Raw genomic sequence first — 19,283 nt, 5'->3', positions numbered from 1 at the left:
TCCTCCTGGCGCTGCTGCTGGCGCTCCAGGGGTATGCCGTGTACGCGCCCTCGGTCCCGGGTCCGGGCGGTGTCCCGGGGCTGGACAAGGTGGCGCACCTGCTGCTCTTCGCCCTGCCCTCGGCGCTGGCGTGGCTCCTCGGGGCACGATGGGTCGTCACCCTGCTCGTGGTGCACGCGCTCGTGAGCGAACCGCTCCAGGGGTGGGTGTCGCCGCTGCGCCAGGCCGACCCGTGGGACACGGTCGCCGACCTCGCTGGGGTCGTGCTGGGGGTGGTCGTGGCTCGGTGGCCCCGCGAGGACGGGCACCGTCCGTAGCGTCAACTGTTAAGGGTGGACGGGGGGTTCACGTCGCGTGAACACTCTCGACCACGCTCACCGCGTAGCCCGCGTCCCACGGGTTTCCCCTTCACACGCTAGGACCAGCAATGACGCATCCTCGCCCCCTGGCCGCGCTGCTCACCGCAGCGGGTCTGATCCTGCCGGCAGCCGCCCTGGCCGCCGTTCCGGCGGCGGCGGCCCCGACGGTCGCGCCGCCGCCAGCCCTCACGACGGCGCCCACCCCGCCGACCGCCGCCCAGGCCTCCGCGCAGGGCTACGACGAGATCATCGTCGCCTTCGCCCCCGGCTCAGCGAGCACGGCCGCCAAGCGCAGCGCCGCGCTCGACGCAGCCGCCGTCGCCCAGGGCGTCGAGCTGCGGGAGGTGCGCACCCTGGGCACCGGAGCACGGCTCGTCTCCGTCGACGAGACGCTCTCCGGCGCCCGGCTCGAGGGGCTGCTGCGCTCCCTCTCCTCCCGCCAGGACGTGGAGTATGCCGAGCCAAACCTGCGCATGTACCCCACCGCCACGCCCAACGACCCCGCCTACTCCGACCAGTGGCACTACTTCGAGAACACAGGGAGCCTGCGGCTGCCGTCCGCGTGGGACCGGGCTGACGGCCTGGGCACGGTGGTGGCGGTCCTGGACACCGGCATCACCTCCCACCCCGACCTCAACGCCAACGTCGTCTCCGGCTACGACATGATCTCCGACTCCTGGTCCGCCCGCGACGGCAACGGCCGGGACAGCAACCCGGCGGACCAGGGCGACTGGATGGCGGCGGGGGAGTGCGGCAACGGCTACCCCCAGTACACCTCCAACTCCTCGTGGCACGGCACCCATGTCGCCGGCACCGTCGCCGCGGTCTCGAGCAACGGCACCGGCGTGGCCGGTGTGGCCCCCAAGGCCAAGATCTCGCCGGTCCGCGTCCTCGGTCGCTGCGGAGGCACGCTCGCCGACATCGCCGACGGCATCACCTGGGCCTCGGGCGGCTACGTGTCCGGCCTGCCGAGCAACGCCTCCCCGGCCGACGTCATCAACATGAGCCTCGGTGGTGGTGGCTACTGCGCGTCCACCTACCAGTCGGCCATCAACGGAGCTGTCCAGCGCGGAGTCCCCGTCGTCGTGGCGGCCGGCAACGACAACCAGAACGCCGGCAACGTCCAGCCGGCCAACTGCTCCAACGTGATCACGGTCGGCTCGACGGACCGTCAGGGCAACCGGGCCTACTACTCCAACTACGGCACCGTCCTCGACATCTCCGCGCCCGGCGGCGAGACAGACGTCAACCAGGCCAACGGCGTCCTGTCCACCCTCAACACGGGCACGACCTACCCCGCCTCGTCCAGCTACGCCTACTACCAGGGCACGAGCATGGCCACCCCGCACGTGGCCGGTCTGGTCGCGCTCATGCTGGGTGAGAAGTCGATGACCCCGTCGGCCGTCGAGACCGCTCTCAAGGACTACTCACGACCTCTGCCGGGCAGCTGCAGCGGCGGCTGCGGCGCCGGGATCGTGGACGCCACGGCGACGATCAACGGCATACTCGGCGGCACCACCCCGCCGCCCCCGCCCGGCGGCATCGTCAACGGTGGCTTCGAGTCCGGCGCGACCGGGTGGAGCGGCGACACATGGACGATCAACACCGAGAGCTACCCCGCGCGCACCGGGTCCTACAAGGCCTGGCTCCTCGGCTACGGCACGACCACCCAGGAGGACATCTCCCAGACCGTCACCGTGCCCTCGGGCGGGACGCTGAGCTTCTACCTGCGGGTGGACTCCGCCGAGACGACCACCACCACCGCCTACGACACCATGCGGGTCCAGCTCCACTCCACCAGCGGGTCGCTCCTGAGGACCCTGGCCACGTACTCCAACGTGAACGAGACCTCGGGCTACGTCCTGAAGAGCTTCGACCTGTCGGGCTACGCCGGCCAGCAGGTGCGGCTGACCTTCGACGCGCAGGAGGACACGTCATACCAGACCTCCTTCCTCGTCGACGACGTGTCGCTCAACTGACGAGGAACCAGCGGCCTAAGATGCACGGCCTATGAGCCATGCCTCTCGCGAGGACGTGGGCGAACGCGAGTTCGCCCACGTCCTCCGCGCTGCCGTGCAGCGCCGGGGCCTCGGGCTCGAGCGGCTGCGGGAGCGCCTGCAGGCGCGAGGGGCCTCGGTGAGCGTCGCGACGCTGAGCTACTGGCAGTCGGGGCGCAGCCGGCCGGAGCGTGCTGACTCTCTCCGGGCCCTGGCCGTGCTGGAGGACATCCTCGAGCTGGACGACGGCGAGCTGCGAGGTCTGCTCCCGCCCCCGCGCCCGCGCGGTCGCCTCAGCCCACCCACGGTCGAGCGCAGCAGCCTGATGCCGAGCGGTGACGTCGTCAAGTCGCTGCTGGGAGAGCTGGGCGTCGACGAGGCGGCACTGACCAGGCTCTCGCTGCACGACATCTACCACCTGCACGAGGACCGGCAGACGCGCGTCCAGCGTGTCCGGCAGGTGCACCGGGCGGAGTCCCCGGACGCCCGCTCCTGGCCGGTGGTGCACATGCTCGTCCCGGCGCCGGACACACCGCCCCGCATCACTCCTGTCCAGGGTTGCGTGATCGGGGCCCACCGCGAACGGGCCGACCTGGGCCTCGCGGTGGCCGAGCTGGTGCTGCCCCGGCCGCTCGACCGGGGCGACACGGCCCTCACGGAGTACGAGGTGGACGTCGTCGCCAACGGCGAGCCCTGGACGGACCTGGAGCGCGGGCTCCCGCAGCGCCTGCGCGAGCTCGTGCTCGAGGTGCACTTCCACCCGGCCGACGTCCCCAGCTCGTGCGTCGCCTACACGGTGGTGGACGGGGTCGAGGAGTGGTGGCCGCTGAGGCTCCAGGGCGGGCTGGCCCACCTGATGCTCCGCGACTTCGGGCCGGGCACCTGCGGCATCCGCTGGGAGTGGTGACGGTGCCGCGTCGGGTGGGAGCGCTGCAGGACCTGAGGCAGTATGGAGAAGACGGTCTGGAGGGAGGGCACGGATGGAGACGACGACAGGCAAGCTCCTCGTCGCCACGCCCCTGACCGGCGACGTCTTCGAGCGCAGCGTCGTCCTCGTGCTGCACCACGACGAGGAGGGCGCCCACGGGCTGGTCCTCAACCAGCCCCTCGACGCCACGGTGGACGTGGTCCTGCCCGAGTGGCAGCCGTTCGTGAGCGAGCCGGGCGTGCTCTTCCGCGGCGGTCCCGTCGGGCCCGACACCGCGATGGGCCTGGTCAGCGTGCCGGGTCACGGCCCGGAGGACGCCCCGCTCGGGACCCAGCTGCTCTTCGGCGGGCTGGGCCTGGTCGACCTCGACGCGCCGGCACCGTTGGTCGTCCCGGAGCTGGCCGCCTTCCGGATCTACGTCGGCTACGCCGGGTGGGGCGCCGGGCAGCTGGACAGCGAGCTGGCGCGCGGCGCCTGGTATGTCGTGAGCCGCGAGCCCCGGGACGCCTTCCACGACGACACGCGTGACCTCTGGAAGGACGTGCTCCTGCGGCAGCGCTCGTCGCTGTCGCTGGTGACCACCTTCACCGAGGACAGCCAGCTCAACTGAGCGACGCGCCTAGACTGGGGGCATGTCGTCCGTCCACCTCTCCGACCAGCCGCTCGACGCGCCCGAGGCCCCGAGCGGACCGCAGACCCAGACCGCGCTGCTGGAGCGCACGGACACCCGCGTCGAGCCGAGCCTCGACGAGCCGGGCGACCACGAGCGCTTCTCCCACTACGTCCGCAAGGAGAAGATCCTCGAGAGCGCGCTCAGCGGCGCCCCGGTCATCGCGTTGTGCGGCAAGGTGTGGGTGCCGGGCCGCGACCCCGACAAGTTCCCGGTCTGCCCCATGTGCAAGGAGATCTACGAGGGCCTGCGCGACCCGCAGGACGGCGGCGACGGCTCGTCCTCCGGCGGTGAGTGACGGGGCCCCTGCCCCGGCGGCCGACACGCCATACCACGACTGACCCGGACCACCCGGCGCGTCCGCGCGCCGGGTGAGTCGTGCCCGAGACCTTCCTAGACTGGACCCCGCCATGTCGACCTCTGCCGCCTCGCACCTGTCTCCCGCCTACCCGGAAAGGGCCGCCTGGGGCACCGCCGGCAAGCTGCGCGCGTGGCAGGCCGCCGCCCTCGAGCGCTATCTGACCGAGCGCCCGCGCGACTTCCTCGCGGTGGCCACCCCGGGCGCCGGAAAGACGACCTTCGCGCTGCGGGTCGCGACCGAGCTGCTCGACCGGGGTGAGGTCAGCCGCATCACGATCGTGGCTCCGACGGAGCACCTCAAGGTGCAGTGGGCCGAGGCCGCAGCGCGTGTCGGCATCCGCATCGACCCGGGTTTCACCAACGCCCAGGGTCGGCACGCGCGCGACTTCGACGGCATCGCGGTGACCTACGCGGGTGTCGCGAGCAAGCCGCTGCTGCACCGGGCCCGCACCGAGGCGGCCCGGTCGCTGGTCATCCTGGACGAGGTGCACCACGGCGGCGACGCGCTGTCGTGGGGCGACGCGGTCCGCGAGGCGTTCGAGCCGGCGACGCGACGGCTGGCGCTCACCGGGACGCCGTTCCGCTCGGACACGGCGGCGATCCCGTTCGTGCGCTACGAGATGGACCACGAGGGCGTGCTGCGCTCGGCGGCCGACTTCACCTACGGCTACGCCGACGCCCTGCGCGACGGCGTCGTGCGCCCCGTCATCTTCCTGTCCTACGGCGGCACCATGCGCTGGCGCACGAAGGTCGGCGACGAGCTCGAGGCGCGGCTCGGTGACGCGATCACCAAGGACCTGACGAAGCAGGCCTGGCGCACCGCGCTCGACCCCGCGGGGGAGTGGGTGCCCTCGGTGCTGCGCGCGGCCGACAAGCGTCTCACCGAGGTGCGGCGCCACGTGGAGGACGCCGGCGGTCTGGTCATCGCGAGCGACAAGACCGCGGCGCGCGCCTATGCCCGGCAGCTGCGCGGGATCACCGGGGAGGCGCCCACGGTGGTGCTCTCCGACGACGCCGGGGCGTCCGCCAAGATCGAGGAGTATGCCGCGGGCAGCTCCCGGTGGATGGTCGCCGTGCGCATGGTGTCCGAGGGCGTCGACGTGCCGCGTCTGTGCGTCGGCGTCTACGCCACCTCGACGTCGACGCCGCTGTTCTTCGCCCAGGCGGTGGGGCGGTTCGTGCGGGCGCGGCGGCGCGGGGAGACGGCGTCGGTGTTCCTGCCCAACGTCCCTCTGCTCCTGGGCCACGCGGGCTCGATGGAGGTCGAGCGCGACCACGCGCTCAACAAGAAGCGCTCGGAGGACGAGGAGGGACTGTGGTCCGAGGAGGACGGTCTCGTCGCCCGGGCCAATGCCACGGAGAACGCCTCGGGTGAGCTGGAGGGAAGTTTTGAGGCGCTGCAGTCGGCGGCGGAGTTCGACCACGTGCTCTTCGACGCGCAGCAGTTCGGCCTCGGCGGGCTGCCGGGCTCGGAGGACGAGGAGGAGTACCTCGGCCTGCCCGGCCTGCTCGAGCCGGACCAGGTGGCCGAGGTGCTGCGTGACCGCCAGCGCAAGCAGGTCAAGCGTGGCGGCGGCCGGGAGCGGGCAGAGGCCCTCTCCGCGCACCGGGCCCTCGCCGAGCAGCGCAAGGAGCTGAACAAGCTGGTGTCGGCGTATGCGCAGAAGAAGGGGCAGCCGCACGCGATCGTGCACGCCGAGCTGCGACGCACCTGCGGCGGGCCCGAGCTCGCCACCGCCACGACCGAGCAGGTCCAGGCGCGCATCGACACGATCCGGCAGTGGTTCGTGGGGCGTCGCTGACCCGGTCTTCCCTCGCCGGGGGGTGCAGTCAGACCGGGTCCGCTCTCGCTCGGCGCGTGCGGTCAGACCGGCACTTTACCTAGGGCTCGTCGTGCGGGCCTGCTGTGCTGCGGCCGGCGGGGGCGGCGTGCGGAAGGTGCCGGTCTGACTGCACGGTGACGGGCCGGCTCAGTTGTCGTAGAGGCGGTTCTTGGAGGTGAGGACCTGCAGCGGGGTAGCGGGTCCGTCGATGGTGGCGGTGCCGGGAATGGTCCGCCACGCATCGCCGTCGACGCTGACCATGCCTCCGTATTCCACGCTGATGCTCGGGTTGACCTGGGCTGCCGTGGTGTAGGTGTGCGTGATGTCGCCGCCGGGGTAGCCGCCGCCGAGGCTGGTGGTGGGGCCGATCGTGGTGCCGTCGCCGGTGACGTAGGTGACACCGACCAGGGTCGGGCGGATGCGGACCTGGTGGCCGACGATGGTGGTCGTGTCGATCTCCTCGGGCGCGAACCCGGCCTCGGGCCAGGAGAGCTCGTAGTAGACGGGCAGGTTGACCAAAGTGCGCGCGTCGGGCGGCTGGACGAGCAGCTGCGGGAGGGCGAAGTCGGTGCGGTGAAACTGCTCGAGGATCATCGCGTCCGTGAGGACTGTCGCGGGCTCGCCCGATCGCGCCGGCACCGAGTCGGTGTAGCAGGTCGGGCCGAGCGGGGTCCATCCACCGACCACCCCTGACCCACGGACCGTTCGGCGGTAGATGATCGAGCGCGGCCCGGAGGAGTCCGGGACGTACTCCTCGCAGTAGCTGACCGCGAACCCGCAGATCTCCAGGCGGGGATTGTCCGGTGAGTTCGGAGGTATGCAGTCGATCACCCCGACGTACTCGTACCAGGAGTCGGGTCGCTCAGCAGAAGATCCTGGCGGGTACGAGTTGGCCATGTTCGAGACCTCTTCGCGCGAGTAGCCGACCCTGGTACCACCTTCGTCTTCGACACAGCCAAAGAAGCCGTCATCGCCAAGGTCGTCGCATGGGGCCCCGACCATGGCGACGACAACCACATCGATCACGAGGCCTGCTCGACTTGAATCTCCGCAACGGACCATCCGTCGCGCCACGTCAGTGTGAAGACAGCAGTGCCTCGTTGCTGGGCAGACTCAGCGGTCTCGGATTGCGTGAGGTCACTGCTGACGATCGTAGATTCACCGCTCTGTACCGCTCGCAGATCGTCGACGACAAGGTAGGTGAAGCCGGGTTTCGGCGTTTCGGGGATTAGGCCCAAGATTCCAGCGCATGACTGGCAGCGAGCGTCGCTCAGCTCGACGGGCATGGCTTCGGAATTGGCGCTCGCGAAGGCGTAGTTGAACGAGTCGATGTAATGGTCCACAAACGCTTCGGCGCCAGCCTCGGTCTGCTCCTTGGCCTCGGCGGGCATCGTGGGTGGCCCGTCGTCCGCAGCCTCCTCGGTCTGCTGGGCCTCGGTCGTGGTGGCGGCCGCGTCGGCCGGGGGAGCGCTGGTGGTCAGCGCGTCCTCGGAGGCGGGCGGCTGGGCCGGCGCGGTGGATGAGCCGCAGCCGGCGAGCAGGGTCAGGCTCGCGACGGCAGCGGCGATCGACAGGCGGTTCACGTCATACCCCTCCAGACGGTGGCAGTCCGCGCTCTGGCGCGGGCGGTCATCACCGGCCAGTCTGCCGCATACCGAGCAGCCGTTCGGTTGTCCACAGGTAAAGGTTTCGTAAGAACTTTGCCGTGGCGCAGACCGGTGCCCTGGTGACCGCCAGGTGCCGGTGGCTACCCTGACGCGGTGACCACGCAGCGCCGCGCCGAGACCTCGCAGACCCTGGACCGGGGTCTGCAGGTGCTCCTGGTGCTCGGCGAGCCGGGGCGCGTCCGCGGCGCGACGATGAGCGAGCTCGCGGCGGCGCTGGGGCTGTCCCGGCCGGTGGTGTACCGGCTGGTGGCCACGCTCGAGGCGCGCGGTTTCGTCTCCCGCGCGGGTGACGGTCGGGTGCGGCTCGGGCTCGGGATCACCCGGCTCCAGCTGGCCGTCCGACCGATGCTGGTCGAGGCGTCGAGGCCGGTGCTCCGGGCCCTGGCGGACGAGCTGGGAGCCACGGCCCACCTGACCGTCGCCGAGGGGGACCAGGCGCTCGCCCTCGTGGTGGTGGAGCCCAGCTGGACCGACTTCCACGTGGCCTACCGCGTGGGCAGCCGGCATCCGCTCAGCCGCGGCGCGGCCGGCCGCGCGATCCTCGAGGCGCGCCGGGGCGCACCGGCCGCCGTCGTCACCAGCGGCGAAATCCAGCAAGGAGCGCACGGGCTGGCCGCGCCGGTCCCCGACGTGCCGGGGCTCGAGGCCTCCGTGGGCGTGGTGTCCACCTCGGCCCTCGATGACCCTTCTGTCGCGCGGGCCGTGGTGGCCGCGGCCGCCGACGTGGCGCGCGCCGTCAGCGCGGGGTGACGTCGTTGCGGACCAGCGGGAGCGTCCGGTACTCCACGCGCGTGGACAGACAGATCACCGTCGAGGAGCGCTCCACCAGCGGGTGACCCACGACCGCGTCGATGACCCGCTGCAGGTCAGCGTTGTCGTGCGCGACGATCCGGCACAGCAGGTCGCCCGACCCCGTGATCGTGTGCGCCTCCAGGACCTGCGGGATGCGCGCCAGGTGCTCCACCACCGGCCCGCCACCGGTGCCCTGCCGGATCTCCAGGGTCGCGAACGCCATCACCGGGTAGCCCAGGCCCGCCGGGTCCAGTTGCGGCGCGAAGCTGCGGATCACCCCGCGCGCGACCATCTTGTCGAGCCGGCTCTGGACCGTGCCGCGGGCCACGCCGAGCGTGCGTGAGGCGCCCAGGACGCCGACGGACGGGTTCTCCTCGAGCAGGAGGAGCAGGCGGGCGTCCAGGTCGTCGATGGCATCGGGCATGGACATAGTGTGCAGCATCTCGGCGATATAACCGGGCATCCTGTGCACCCTGACCACCTCAACACGGCGAGCTTGCGCGTCATACCGTCAACGTTCAGGCTCGCCCCATGACCGACACCGCCGTCCAGCTGACCGATCAGGAGCGCGATGCCGAGCTTGAGCTCGACCAGCTCAAGCAGCTCGTGGGCCTGGTGCCCTACGACGAGTCCACCGACGTCTTCCCCGTGACCGGCTGGGACGCGATCGTCTTCGTCGTCGGCAACGCCACCCAGACCACCCACTTCTACCAGTCCGCGTTCGGTATGGAGCTGGTCGGCTACTCCGGCCCCGAGACCGGCAACCGCGACCACAAGGCCTTCGTCCTGAAGTCCGGCTCGATCAAGTTCGTCATCAAGGGCGGCGTCGACCCGGACAGCCCCCTGCACGAGCACGTCCGCGCGCACGGCGACGGTGTCGTGGACATCTCCCTGGAAGTCCCGGACGTGGACCGCTGCATCGCGCACGCCCGCTCGATCGGGGCCACGATCCTGCAGGAGCCCGAGGACCTCGAGGACGAGCACGGCAAGGTGCGCGTGGCCGCGATCGCCACCTACGGCGAGACCCGCCACACCCTGGTGCAGCGCGTCAACGTGATGGAGGAGGGGTCCGTGTACTCCGGCCCCTACCTGCCGGGGTACGTCGCGAGGAGCTCCACCTACGCCAAGCGCGAGGGCGAGCCGAAGCGGCTCTTCCAGGCGCTCGACCACATCGTGGGCAACGTCGAGCTCGGCAAGATGGACGAGTGGGTCGAGTTCTACAACAAGGTCATGGGCTTCGTGAACATGGCCGAGTTCATCGGTGACGACATCGCCACCGACTACTCCGCCCTGATGTCCAAGGTCGTCGCCAACGGCAACCACCGGGTCAAGTTCCCGCTCAACGAGCCGGCGGTGGCCAAGAAGAAGTCGCAGATCGACGAGTACCTCGAGTTCTACCGCGGCCCCGGTGCGCAGCACCTGGCCCTGGCGACCAACGACATCCTGTCCACCGTCGACCACATGCGCGCCAACGGGATCGAGTTCCTCGACACGCCCGACTCGTACTACGAGGACCCCGAGCTGCGCGAGCGGATCGGCAAGGTCCGGGCGCCGATCGAGGAGCTGCAGAAGCGCGGCATCCTCGTCGACCGCGACGAGGACGGCTACCTGCTGCAGATCTTCACCCGCCCGGTGCAGGACCGTCCGACGGTGTTCTTCGAGCTTATCGAGCGGCACGGCTCGCTCGGCTTCGGCAAGGGCAACTTCAAGGCGCTCTTCGAGGCAATCGAGCGCGAGCAGGAGCGGCGCGGCAACCTCTGAGCCCGCGCCGGTGCACAGCGTCCCGTGACGGCGGACGGCATACCTCAATGGGGAGGTATGCCGTCCGCGCTCTTCTCTGCGGGGCGGCGGGCCGCCTCGCGTGCTCTGTCCACAGCCCACGGTGTCCTGGTCGGACGGACGCTCGTGACGTGGGAGAGTGGGCCACATGAGTCAGCAAGCAGGGTGGTACGACGACCCGCAGAACGCCGAGAACCTTCGCTACTGGGACGGGGTCCAGTGGACGAACCACACCAGCCCCAAGCAGAAGCCCGACCTCGACCGCGCCGGGGCGCCGGCCCAGGAGGCCTACGGTCAGCCCGGGGGACCGTTCGCCGGCCAGCAGCAGCAGGGCCAGCCCTACGGGCAGCAGCAGTACGGGCAGTACGGACAGAACAACCCCTATGCCGGCCAGACGGGTCAGCAGCCCTACCAGGCCATGCCGGGGGGCTTTGCCACCCAGACCGACGAGCGCACCCGCACGCCGGACGGTCAGCCGCTGGCCGGCTGGTGGCACCGGGTCGGGGCGCGACTGCTCGACAGCATCGTCATCGCGATCGTCGGGGGGCTGGTCGCCAACACCCTGGTTCCCGGCGTGTGGGCCGACTACACGGACTGGGCGCTCAGCGCCACCGACCCCGCAGCCCAGCCCCCGGCGGAGCTGATGGGACGGGTGGCCCAGTGGTCGTTGGTGCTCGCCGTGGTCGGCTTCGTCTACGAGGTGGTCATGGTGGCCCTCGTCGGCGGCACGCTCGGCAAGCTGATGACCGGGCTGCGGGTGCGCCTGCGCGACCAGCCGGGGCTGCCGGGCTGGGGCGCGGCGCTCATCCGCTCCCTCGTCTACCAGCTCAGCGGCGTCTTCGCCCCGGTCTACCTGCTCAACGTGCTGTGGCCGCTGTGGGACGGCAAGCGCCAGGCTCTCCACGACAAGGCCGCGAAGACCAACGTGGTCAAGAAGCGCTGAGGAGCCGGGTCACACCGCGGGGCGGATCGTCCCGCTGACCTCGCCGAGGGTCAGGACGCTGCCGTCCGGCCCCGGCGCGGTCGCCCGGATGGTCACCGAGTCGCCGTCCTCGAGGAAGGTCCTGCTGGACCCGTCCGCGAGGGTGAGCGGCTCGGTGCCGTTCCAGGTGAGCTCGAGCAGGCTGCCGCGCTCGTCCACCGCCACGCCGGAGGTCGTGCCGGACGCGAAGAGGTCGCCGCTGGACAGGCTCGCCCCGTTGACCGTCAGGTGGGCGAGCATCTGGGTGGGGGACCAGTACATCGTCCGGTAGGGCGGTCGCGAGACGACCTCGCCGTTGAGAAGGACCTCCAGCCGCAGGTCCAGGCCGTAGAGGTCCTTGCCCAGCAGGTAGGGGAGCGGGGTGGGGTCCTGCTGCGGCAGCGGGATCTTCGCCGCCTCCAGGGCCGCCATCGGGGTGATCCACCCGGCGAGCGTGGACGCGAACGACTTGCCGAGGAAGGGGCCGAGCGGGACGTACTCCCAGGCCTGGATGTCCCGCGCCGACCAGTCGTTGAACAGTGCGACACCGAAGATGTGGTCGCCGGCCTCGTCGACGGTCACACGGCTGCCGACCGGGGTCGAGCCGCCCACGACGAAGCCCACCTCGGCCTCGATGTCGAGCTTGACGCTGGGGCCGAAGACCGGCGCGGGGTCCTGGGGTCCCTTCCGCTGCCCGCAGGGACGCACCACGTCGGTGCCGCTGACGACGACCGTGGACGAGCGCCCGTGGTAGCCGATCGGCAGGTGCTTCCAGTTGGGGGTCAGGGCCGCGCCGTCGGGGCGGAAGATCGCGCCGACGTTGGAGGCGTGGTGCTCGCTGGCGTAGAAGTCGACGTAGTCGCGGACCTCCAGGGGAAGGTGCAGCGCGACGTCCGCCAGCGGCACGAGGTGCTGGTCCAGGGCGCCGGTCGGGAGGGTCTCCTGGAGCCAGCTCCGCAGCTCGGCCCAGGCCTGGGGCCCGAGGTCCAGCAGCGCGTTGAGGGTGGGCATCGCCAGGGCGTCGGCCCACGGCGTCCCGGCACCCGCCGCGGCCAGGTCCAGGGCGTGGTCGCCGACCCGGACGGCGAGGTGCACGCTCTCGTCGACGCCGATCGCGCCGTAGGGCAGGTGGTGGAGGTCGAGCGGGGTCATCAGGCTCCTTCGGGTATGCCGAGCTCGTGCAGCTCGTCGAGGGGGTCGGTCACGCCGCAGCAACCGAACGAGGCGAGACGCGAACGGACGGCGGCGACGTCAGCGGCGTCCAGCATGCGGACGATCTCGGCGAGCGCACGCCCGTCCCGGACGTCGAGACGCTCGGCGACGGCCCCGGCGGATGCCCCGCCAGAGAGGTCGTGGGTGGCGAGCAGCACGTTGAGCACGCCGTGGTGGAAGCCGTGCTCGTCCTCGCCCGCGACCGCGTGGTGCAGGCCGCCGGTCAGCTTGAAGGTGAGCCCGCGCTCGCGGGTGCCGACCAGGAAGGCGGCCAGCTCGTCCGGGGACGGCGCGGGAGCCTGCGCGGTGGCCTGGGTGCGCAGCTTGGCCAGGACCGGATGCGACGCCTCCTCCACCGCGGCGGCGATCTCGTCGAGAGCCACGCGCTGGGCCTCGGGGTCGCGGGGCACCTCCACGGCCACGGGGACACCGAGCGAGAGCGCCCGGCGCCAGTCACCGTCCGCGTCGTGGGCGACCTCGACGGCGACGACGGTGAGCCAGGGACTGGCGGCGAGGGTCTCCACCGCCGAGAGCAGGTCCGTCACGGCGGTGCCGGCGCGGGCGATGACGGCCACCCCTACCGGTCCCCCTGGGCTGGCGGCGGCCACGTCGACGAGGGAGGCTGCACCGGAGATGCCGATGAGGAGGGGGCCGAGCAGGTCGCCATACCGGCCGGCGCGGAGCGCCAGGTGCTCGGACCAGGCCCGCTCGACAGGTGCGTTGCCCGGCGGGAAGACGGCCGCGTCGTCGACCAGGTCGAGGAGGAGCGCGCGGGACACGGCCATCGTTGACATGCCCGGCACGCTACTGCATGGTGGCCAGAGAGCACTCTCTCCGTCCGGATATCGGACGGCCTGCCTCCACGACGATCGGAGCCGACATGGCCTACTACCGCACCGCCGGCGCCGTCCCACCCAAACGGCACACGCAGCACCGGGACGACCAGGGCAACCTCTACTACGAGGAGCTCATGGGTGAGGAAGGCTTCTCCAGCGACTCGAGCCTCCTCTACCACCGCAACATCCCCTCGGCCATCGCCGGCGCCCGGGTCTGGGACCTCGGTGACATGTCGACCGTGCCCAACCACCCGCTGCTGCCGCGCCACCTCAAGCTGCACGACCTGGAGTTCTCGTCGGGGACGGACGTGGTGACAGGGCGCCGGCTGGTGCTGGGCAACGGCGACGTGCGGCTGCTCTACGTCGTGGCGGACGCGCCGAGTCCCTACTACCGCAACGGGATCGGCGACGAGTGCGTCTACGTCGAGCGCGGGGGCGCCCGCGTGGAGACCGTGTTCGGAGCCTTCGAGGTCGGGCAGGGCGACTACCTGATCATCCCGCGCGCCACGACGCACCGGTGGATCCCACGGGTGGAGGGGGACGAGGGCTTCACCGAGCCGCTGCGCGCCTACGTCATCGAGGGCAACTCCCATATCGGCCCGCCCAAGCGCTACCTGTCCAGGTTCGGCCAGCTGCTCGAGCACGCCCCCTACTGCGAGCGCGACCTGCGCGCCCCCGAGGGCCCCCTGCTGGCAGCGGACCTCGGCCTGGACCCGCAGGAGCACACCGAGGTCTACATCAAGCACCGCGGCGGCGGTGAGCACAGCAGCGGCGGCCTGGTCGGCACCATCTACACCTACCCGTACCACCCCTTCGACGTCGTCGGCTGGGACGGCTGCCTCTACCCCTACGCCTTCAACATCCGCGACTACGAGCCCATCACGGGCCGGGTCCACCAGCCGCCGCCCGTCCACCAGGTCTTCGAGGGGTGGAACTTCGTCGTCTGCAACTTCGTGCCGCGCAAGGTGGACTACCACCCGCTGTCGATCCCGGTGCCCTACTACCACTCCAACGTCGACTCCGACGAGATCATGTTCTACGTCGACGGCGACTACGAGGCGCGCAAGGGGTCGGGGATCGGCAAGGGCTCGATCTCGGTCCACCCGGGCGGGCACGCCCACGGGCCCCAGCCCGGGGCCATGGAGAAGTCGATCGGCGTCGACTACTTCGACGAGACGGCGGTGATGGTCGACACCTTCCGCCCGCTGGAGCTCGGCGAGGCCGCGCGGGCCGTCGACGACGGTGTCTACTCGCAGAGCTGGAGCCGGAGCCTGGGGGCCGGCAGCGGCCGTCCTGACGCCGGGTCGCCCGGGCAGGACGAGGTGTTCAGCACGAGCTGACGCCGCTGCCGCGGGGCCGGGGTCAGGTCAGCCTGACCCCGGCCTCGCGCAGCTCGACCAGCGCCGCCTGCGTGGTGTCCGGCGACACCCCGGCGACGAGGTCCAGCAGCACCGTGGCCTCGAAGCCCTCTCGCACGGCGTCCAGCGCCGTCGCCCGGACGCAGTGGTCGGTCGCGATGCCGACGACGTCGACCTCGCGCACCTCGCGCTCGCGGAGCCACTCGGCCAGGCCGGTGCGGCGTCCGTGCGCCTCGGTGAACCCCTCGAAGCCGCTGTATGCCGCGGCGTGCTCGCCCTTGCGGAAGACGGCGTGGACGTGCTCCAGGGCCGGAGCCAGCTCGGCGCGGAACTGCGCGCCCTCGGTGCCGGCGGCGCAGTGCACCGGCCAGGTGGTGCGGTAGTCCGGCTCCGTCGACCAGTGCTCGCCAGGATCGACGTGCCAGTCCGCGGTGGCAGCGACGGCGGAGTAGTCCTGCCCGTGGTCGCGGAGGTGCTCCCCGATCGCCACGGCGACCGCCGTGCCGCCCTCCACCGCCAGCGACCCGCCCTCGCAGAAGTCGTTCTGGACGTCGACGATGATCAGCGCTCTGCTCATGGGTCCGCTCCTTCAGCTCCAGTCGTCGAGATAGGTGGTGGGGATCGCGGCCTCGCCGTGGGACAGGCGCAGCGCCTCCCGGGGCAGCTCCGCGCGGGCCATCGCGTGGTGCGCGCGGGCGGTCCCGGCGTCGGTCGGGGCGACCACCTCGCCACGCTCGACCAGGCGCACCAGCAGCTCGCGGTCGTCGCCGTCGTCCTGGGGACGCTCGTCGATGCCGATGATCTCCGCCTGGGCGACGCCGTCGGCGGAGCGGCGCCGGAGCGCGAACTTGCGCCCGCCCACCGAGGCCTTGTCCTTGCTCGCCTTGGCCACCCCCTCCATCACCCCGGCGTCGCTCTCGCGGCTCACGAGCTTGTAGACCAGCCCGGCGGCCGGGTGCCCGGAGCCGGTCACCACGTTGGTGCCGACGCCGTAGCGGTCGACCGGCGAAGCAGCCAGGGCGGCGATCGCGTGCTCGTCGAGGTCGGAGGTCACCACGATCTTGGTGCCGTGAGCGCCGAGCGCGTCCAGCTGGGCCCGCACCTGCTGCGCCTGACCCACGAGGTCGCCGGAGTCCAGCCGCACCCCGCCCAGAGCCGGCCCGGCGAGCTCCACCGCCAGCTCGACCGCCGCGCGGACGTCGTAGGTGTCGACGAGCAGCGTCGTGCTCAGCCCCAGGCTCGCGAGCTGGTTGGCGAAGGCGTCGCGCTCGTCGTCGTGGAGCAGGGTGTAGGAGTGCGCGGCCGTCCCGGCCGTGGGTATGCCGTGCCGGCGCCCCGCCTCGAGGTTGGAGGTCGACCCGAAGCCGGCGATGTAGGCGGCGCGCGCCGCCGCGACCGCCGACCCCTCGTGGGTGCGGCGCGAGCCCATCTCGATGCACGGACGCTCACCCGCCGCGGCCGTCATCCTCGAGGCGGCCGACGCCACCGCCGAGTCGTGGTTGAGGGTGGACAGCACCAGCGTCTCCAGCACCACGCCCTCGGCGAAGGTCGACTCGACCACGAGCAGCGGCGAGCCGGGGAAGTAGACCTCGCCCTCGGCATACCCCCAGATGTCGCCGGAGAAGCGGTAGTCGGCGAGCCAGTCGAGGGTGCGCCCGTCGACGATCCCGCGGTCGCGCAGGAAGCCGATCTCCTCCTCGCCGAACCTGAAGTCCCGCAGCATCTCCAGGAACCGCCCCGTGCCCGCCACGACGCCGTAGCGCCGCCCGTCCGGGAGGCGCCGGGCGAAGGTCTCGAAGACGCACGGCCGGTCCGCGTGCCCGCTCTCGAGGGCGGCCTGGATCATCGTCAGCTCGTAGTGGTCCGTGAGGAGGGCGGTGCTCGCGTTCACCGGACCAGCCTAGGACGGGGCGTGTCTAGAGTGGACACGTGCCGATCGACACCCCCCAGCCACCCGCGCCGCCCACGGGCCCGCAGACCACCCCGCAGCAGCAGGGCGGGGTCGCGGTGCTCGAGCGGCCGGAGGCGGACACGCCCTGGGTCACCCTGGTGTGGAACGACCCGGTCAACCTCATGTCCTACGTCACCTGGGTCTTCCAGACCCACTTCGGCTACCCGCTGGCCCGGGCCGAGGCCCTGATGATGGACGTGCACACCAAGGGGCGCGCGGTCGTGTCCACCGGCTCGCGCGAGAAGTGCGAGGCCGACACCGAGGCCATGCACGGCTACGGCCTGTGGGCCACCTTCCAGAAGGACGACTAGGTATGGCGAGCCCGTTCCGGCACCGCGGTGGACGGCTGGTGGCCGACTTCGACGCCGAGGAGGTCGCGGTCGTCCGTCACGTCCTGGAGCTGACGCGCGCGTTCGTCGCGCCCGAGCGACCCGAGACCGGCGACCCCTTCCTCGACCTCGTCGCGGGGCTCGGTGACGAGGTCGATCCTCAGGAGCCGGCCGACCCGGCCCTCGCGCGACTCCTGCCGCCGGCCTCCCGCGAGGACGCCGAGCAGGCGGCGGAGTTCCGCCGCCTGACCGAGCACGGCCTCCGTCAGCGCAAGGCGGCCACCATCGCGACCGCGATCGCGGCGCTGGACGGCGCCACCCCGCCCACGCTGGAGATCGACCTCGACCAGGCCAGGGCGCTGGCGGTCGCGCTCACCGACGCCCGGCTCATCCTGGGGGAGCGGCTCGGGCTGCGCACGGACGAGGACTCCGAGCGCCTGCACGAGCTGCTCGACGCCGCCCTGGCGGGCGAGGTGGAGCTGGACGACGCCACCGCGCAGAAGATGGCCTACTACGACTTCCTGTCCTGGCTGCAGGAGTCGGTCACGGGGGCGCTGCTGCAGGGCAGGTGAGATCGCCGGGCCAGTAGGCTGGCCCGCATCATGACGACTCATCCTGCCCCTGCCGCGAAGTCACCGACCGAGGACACCGAGGTGACTGGCGCCGACGTCCGCGCCCGCTTCTGCCCCAGCCCCACCGGCACCCCGCACGTCGGTCTGGCGCGCACGGCGCTCTTCAACTGGGCCTTCGCGCGGCACCACGGCGGCACGCTGGTGTTCCGCATCGAGGACACCGACGCGGCACGGGACAGCCAGGAGTCGATGGACCAGATCGTGGAGGCCCTCGACTGGCTCGGCATCGACTACGACGAGGGTCCCGGGGTGGGCGGCGACCACGGCCCCTACCGCCAGAGCGAGCGTCGGGACCTGCACGTCGACGTCGCCCGCCGGCTGCTCGAGGCCGGGTTCGCCTACGAGTCCTTCTCCACGCCCGAGGAGGTCGAGGCCCGCCACCGGGCCGCCGGGCGCGATCCCAAGCTGGGCTACGACAACGCCGACCGCGACCTCACCGAGGAGCAGGTGGCGGCGTTCCGGGCAGAGGGCCGTGAGCCGGTGCTGCGGCTGCGGATGCCGGACGAGGACATCACCTTCCACGACCTGGTCCGCGGCGAGGTGACCTTCCCTGCCGGGTCCGTGCCCGACTACGTCATCGTCCGTGGCAACGGCCAGCCGCTCTACACCCTCGTCAACCCGGTCGACGACGCGATGATGCGCATCACCCACGTCATCCGGGGCGAGGACCTGCTGTCCTCGACCCCCCGCCAGATCGCGCTCTACCGCGCGCTGATCCAGATCGGCGTGGCGGAGCGGGTCCCCACCTTCGCCCACCTGCCGCTCGTGCTGGGGGAGGGCAGCAAGAAGCTGTCCAAGCGCGACCCGCAGTCCAACCTCTTCCTGCACCGGGAGCGCGGGTTCGTCCGCGAGGGGATGGTCAACTACCTGGCGCTGCTCGGCTGGGCCATCGGGCCGGACCGGGACCTGTTCAGCCCCGAGGAGCTGGTCAGGGCCTTCGACGTCCGCGAGGTCAACCCCAACCCGGCGCGCTGGGACCAGAAGAAGGCCGAGTCCATCAACGCCGACCACCTGCGCCGGCTCCCGCTGGAGGAGTTCACCTCCCGTCTTCTTCCGGTGCTGCGCGAGGCGGGGGTGCTCGGCCCGCAGTCAGGGATGGGCGAGCTGGCCCGCCTCAAGGACGTGGCCGACCTTATCCAGACCCGCGTCCAGGTGCTGTCGGAGGCGGTGCCGCTCGTCCGCCCGTTCTATGTCCGCGGCGAGGAGCTGGAGATCGCCGACGACGCCCGGGCCCAGCTCAAGGACGACAGCCCGGCGGTCCTGGACGCCGCCATCGACGCGCTCGAGCCGATCTCCGGGGCTTTCCCCCAGCCCCTCGGCGGCGGCGTGGAGTGGACGCCGGAGCGGATCGAGGAGGCGCTGCGGGTGGCGTTAATCGAGGGCCTCGGCCTCAAGCCGCGGTTCGCCTTCGGACCACTGCGCACGGCCGTCTCCGGCCAGCGGATCAGCCCGCCGCTGTTCGAGTCCATGGCCATCCTGGGCAAGCACGAGACCATGGCGCGGCTGCGCCGGCTCCGCTCGGAGCTCTGAGGGCCAGGGCGCCGGGTCGCCCCGCTGCGGACCGGACCCGGATTTGGGTCCGGCGCCGCGGCACGGTAAGGTTTCTCCTCGGTTCGCCGGTCGGGAAAC

The 19,283-nt window shown here is 71.6% G+C and carries 20 protein-coding genes; 13 read left to right on the top strand and 7 right to left on the bottom strand.

All coding sequences use genetic code 11. The features are described from left to right. The first annotated feature begins 38 nt into the window (after positions 1-38). The 6 genes from IEV65_RS09100 (at position 39) to IEV65_RS09075 (ending at position 6,116) form a co-directional block, all read left to right on the top strand. A complete protein-coding gene (locus IEV65_RS09100) occupies positions 39-317 on the top strand; it encodes a VanZ family protein (RefSeq protein ID WP_188430027.1) in 279 nt (92 codons plus the stop codon). Positions 318-427: 110 nt separating this feature from the next. Further along, positions 428-2,338 carry a S8 family serine peptidase gene (locus tag IEV65_RS09095; protein ID WP_188430025.1) on the top strand — a complete coding sequence of 637 codons (1,911 nt, stop codon included), beginning with the start codon at positions 428-430 and terminating at the stop codon, positions 2,336-2,338. A gap of 31 nt (positions 2,339-2,369) precedes the next feature. Beyond that, a complete protein-coding gene (locus tag IEV65_RS09090) occupies positions 2,370-3,263 on the top strand; it encodes a helix-turn-helix domain-containing protein (protein WP_188430023.1) in 894 nt (297 codons plus the stop codon). Between the two features lie 73 nt (positions 3,264-3,336). After that, positions 3,337-3,894, top strand: coding sequence for a YqgE/AlgH family protein (locus IEV65_RS09085; RefSeq protein WP_188430022.1), 558 nt, complete (start codon positions 3,337-3,339; stop codon positions 3,892-3,894). Positions 3,895-3,916: 22 nt separating this feature from the next. Next, complete coding sequence (locus IEV65_RS09080; protein WP_188430020.1) at positions 3,917-4,252, top strand: DUF3039 domain-containing protein; 336 nt, start codon at positions 3,917-3,919, stop codon at positions 4,250-4,252. A 112-nt stretch (positions 4,253-4,364) separates the two neighbouring features. Continuing rightward, positions 4,365-6,116 carry a DEAD/DEAH box helicase gene (locus IEV65_RS09075; RefSeq protein WP_188430018.1) on the top strand — a complete coding sequence of 584 codons (1,752 nt, stop codon included), beginning with the start codon at positions 4,365-4,367 and terminating at the stop codon, positions 6,114-6,116. A gap of 168 nt (positions 6,117-6,284) precedes the next feature. Here IEV65_RS09075 and IEV65_RS09070 read toward each other — a convergent pair whose 3' ends face one another. Together IEV65_RS09070 and IEV65_RS09065 are read right to left on the bottom strand one after the other, a co-directional pair. Continuing rightward, positions 6,285-7,034, bottom strand: coding sequence for a hypothetical protein (locus IEV65_RS09070; protein WP_188430016.1), 750 nt, complete (start codon positions 7,032-7,034; stop codon positions 6,285-6,287). Between the two features lie 125 nt (positions 7,035-7,159). Further along, a complete protein-coding gene (locus IEV65_RS09065) occupies positions 7,160-7,720 on the bottom strand; it encodes a DUF6318 family protein (RefSeq protein WP_188430014.1) in 561 nt (186 codons plus the stop codon). Between the two features lie 177 nt (positions 7,721-7,897). Here IEV65_RS09065 and IEV65_RS09060 point away from each other — a divergent pair, with 177 nt between their 5' ends. Further along, positions 7,898-8,554, top strand: coding sequence for an IclR family transcriptional regulator (locus IEV65_RS09060; protein ID WP_188430011.1), 657 nt, complete (start codon positions 7,898-7,900; stop codon positions 8,552-8,554). On the opposite strand, the gene IEV65_RS09055 is transcribed toward IEV65_RS09060, so the two are convergent. Further along, positions 8,541-9,020: an Lrp/AsnC family transcriptional regulator gene (locus IEV65_RS09055; protein WP_188430009.1), complete on the bottom strand. Its 480-nt coding sequence runs from the start codon at positions 9,018-9,020 to the stop codon at positions 8,541-8,543. The genes IEV65_RS09060 and IEV65_RS09055 overlap by 14 nt on opposite strands. A gap of 107 nt (positions 9,021-9,127) precedes the next feature. Here IEV65_RS09055 and hppD point away from each other — a divergent pair, with 107 nt between their 5' ends. Both hppD and IEV65_RS09045 read left to right on the top strand, forming a co-directional pair. After that, complete coding sequence (gene hppD, locus IEV65_RS09050; RefSeq protein WP_188430007.1) at positions 9,128-10,357, top strand: 4-hydroxyphenylpyruvate dioxygenase; 1,230 nt, start codon at positions 9,128-9,130, stop codon at positions 10,355-10,357. 166 nt (positions 10,358-10,523) lie between these two features. Next, a complete protein-coding gene (locus IEV65_RS09045; RefSeq protein WP_188430315.1) occupies positions 10,524-11,318 on the top strand; it encodes an RDD family protein in 795 nt (264 codons plus the stop codon). Positions 11,319-11,327: 9 nt separating this feature from the next. On the opposite strand, the gene fahA is transcribed toward IEV65_RS09045, so the two are convergent. After that, positions 11,328-12,488: a fumarylacetoacetase gene (fahA, locus tag IEV65_RS09040; RefSeq protein WP_188430005.1), complete on the bottom strand. Its 1,161-nt coding sequence runs from the start codon at positions 12,486-12,488 to the stop codon at positions 11,328-11,330. Continuing rightward, positions 12,488-13,342 carry a hypothetical protein gene (locus IEV65_RS09035; RefSeq protein ID WP_188430003.1) on the bottom strand — a complete coding sequence of 285 codons (855 nt, stop codon included), beginning with the start codon at positions 13,340-13,342 and terminating at the stop codon, positions 12,488-12,490. The genes fahA and IEV65_RS09035 overlap by 1 nt, the downstream gene beginning before the upstream one ends. 86 nt (positions 13,343-13,428) lie before the next feature. On the opposite strand from IEV65_RS09035, the gene IEV65_RS09030 reads away from it, so the two are divergent. Then, positions 13,429-14,724 carry a homogentisate 1,2-dioxygenase gene (locus IEV65_RS09030; RefSeq protein WP_188430000.1) on the top strand — a complete coding sequence of 432 codons (1,296 nt, stop codon included), beginning with the start codon at positions 13,429-13,431 and terminating at the stop codon, positions 14,722-14,724. A gap of 22 nt (positions 14,725-14,746) precedes the next feature. Here IEV65_RS09030 and IEV65_RS09025 read toward each other — a convergent pair whose 3' ends face one another. Further along, complete coding sequence (locus IEV65_RS09025; protein ID WP_188429998.1) at positions 14,747-15,319, bottom strand: isochorismatase family protein; 573 nt, start codon at positions 15,317-15,319, stop codon at positions 14,747-14,749. A gap of 12 nt (positions 15,320-15,331) precedes the next feature. After that, complete coding sequence (locus IEV65_RS09020; RefSeq protein ID WP_188429996.1) at positions 15,332-16,633, bottom strand: nicotinate phosphoribosyltransferase; 1,302 nt, start codon at positions 16,631-16,633, stop codon at positions 15,332-15,334. Positions 16,634-16,671: 38 nt separating this feature from the next. On the opposite strand from IEV65_RS09020, the gene clpS reads away from it, so the two are divergent. Genes clpS through gltX form a run of 3 tightly spaced genes read left to right on the top strand, consistent with a single transcriptional unit; the run spans position 16,672 to position 19,184 of the window. Continuing rightward, positions 16,672-17,004 carry an ATP-dependent Clp protease adapter ClpS gene (gene clpS / locus IEV65_RS09015; protein ID WP_188429994.1) on the top strand — a complete coding sequence of 111 codons (333 nt, stop codon included), beginning with the start codon at positions 16,672-16,674 and terminating at the stop codon, positions 17,002-17,004. A 2-nt stretch (positions 17,005-17,006) separates the two neighbouring features. After that, entirely contained in the window at positions 17,007-17,594 is a 588-nt protein-coding gene (locus tag IEV65_RS09010) for a DUF2017 family protein (protein WP_188429992.1), read from the top strand. Between the two features lie 30 nt (positions 17,595-17,624). Next, complete coding sequence (gene gltX, locus IEV65_RS09005) at positions 17,625-19,184, top strand: glutamate--tRNA ligase (RefSeq protein ID WP_188429990.1); 1,560 nt, start codon at positions 17,625-17,627, stop codon at positions 19,182-19,184. Positions 19,185-19,283: the final 99 nt, after the last annotated feature.

It is taken from the genome of Ornithinimicrobium tianjinense, from assembly GCF_014636495.1.
In the GTDB taxonomy this organism is placed as follows: domain Bacteria; phylum Actinomycetota; class Actinomycetes; order Actinomycetales; family Dermatophilaceae; genus Ornithinicoccus; species Ornithinicoccus tianjinensis.
The sequence above is the reverse complement of the archived record's forward strand: the minus strand, read 5'-3'. Positions and strand labels throughout refer to the sequence as shown.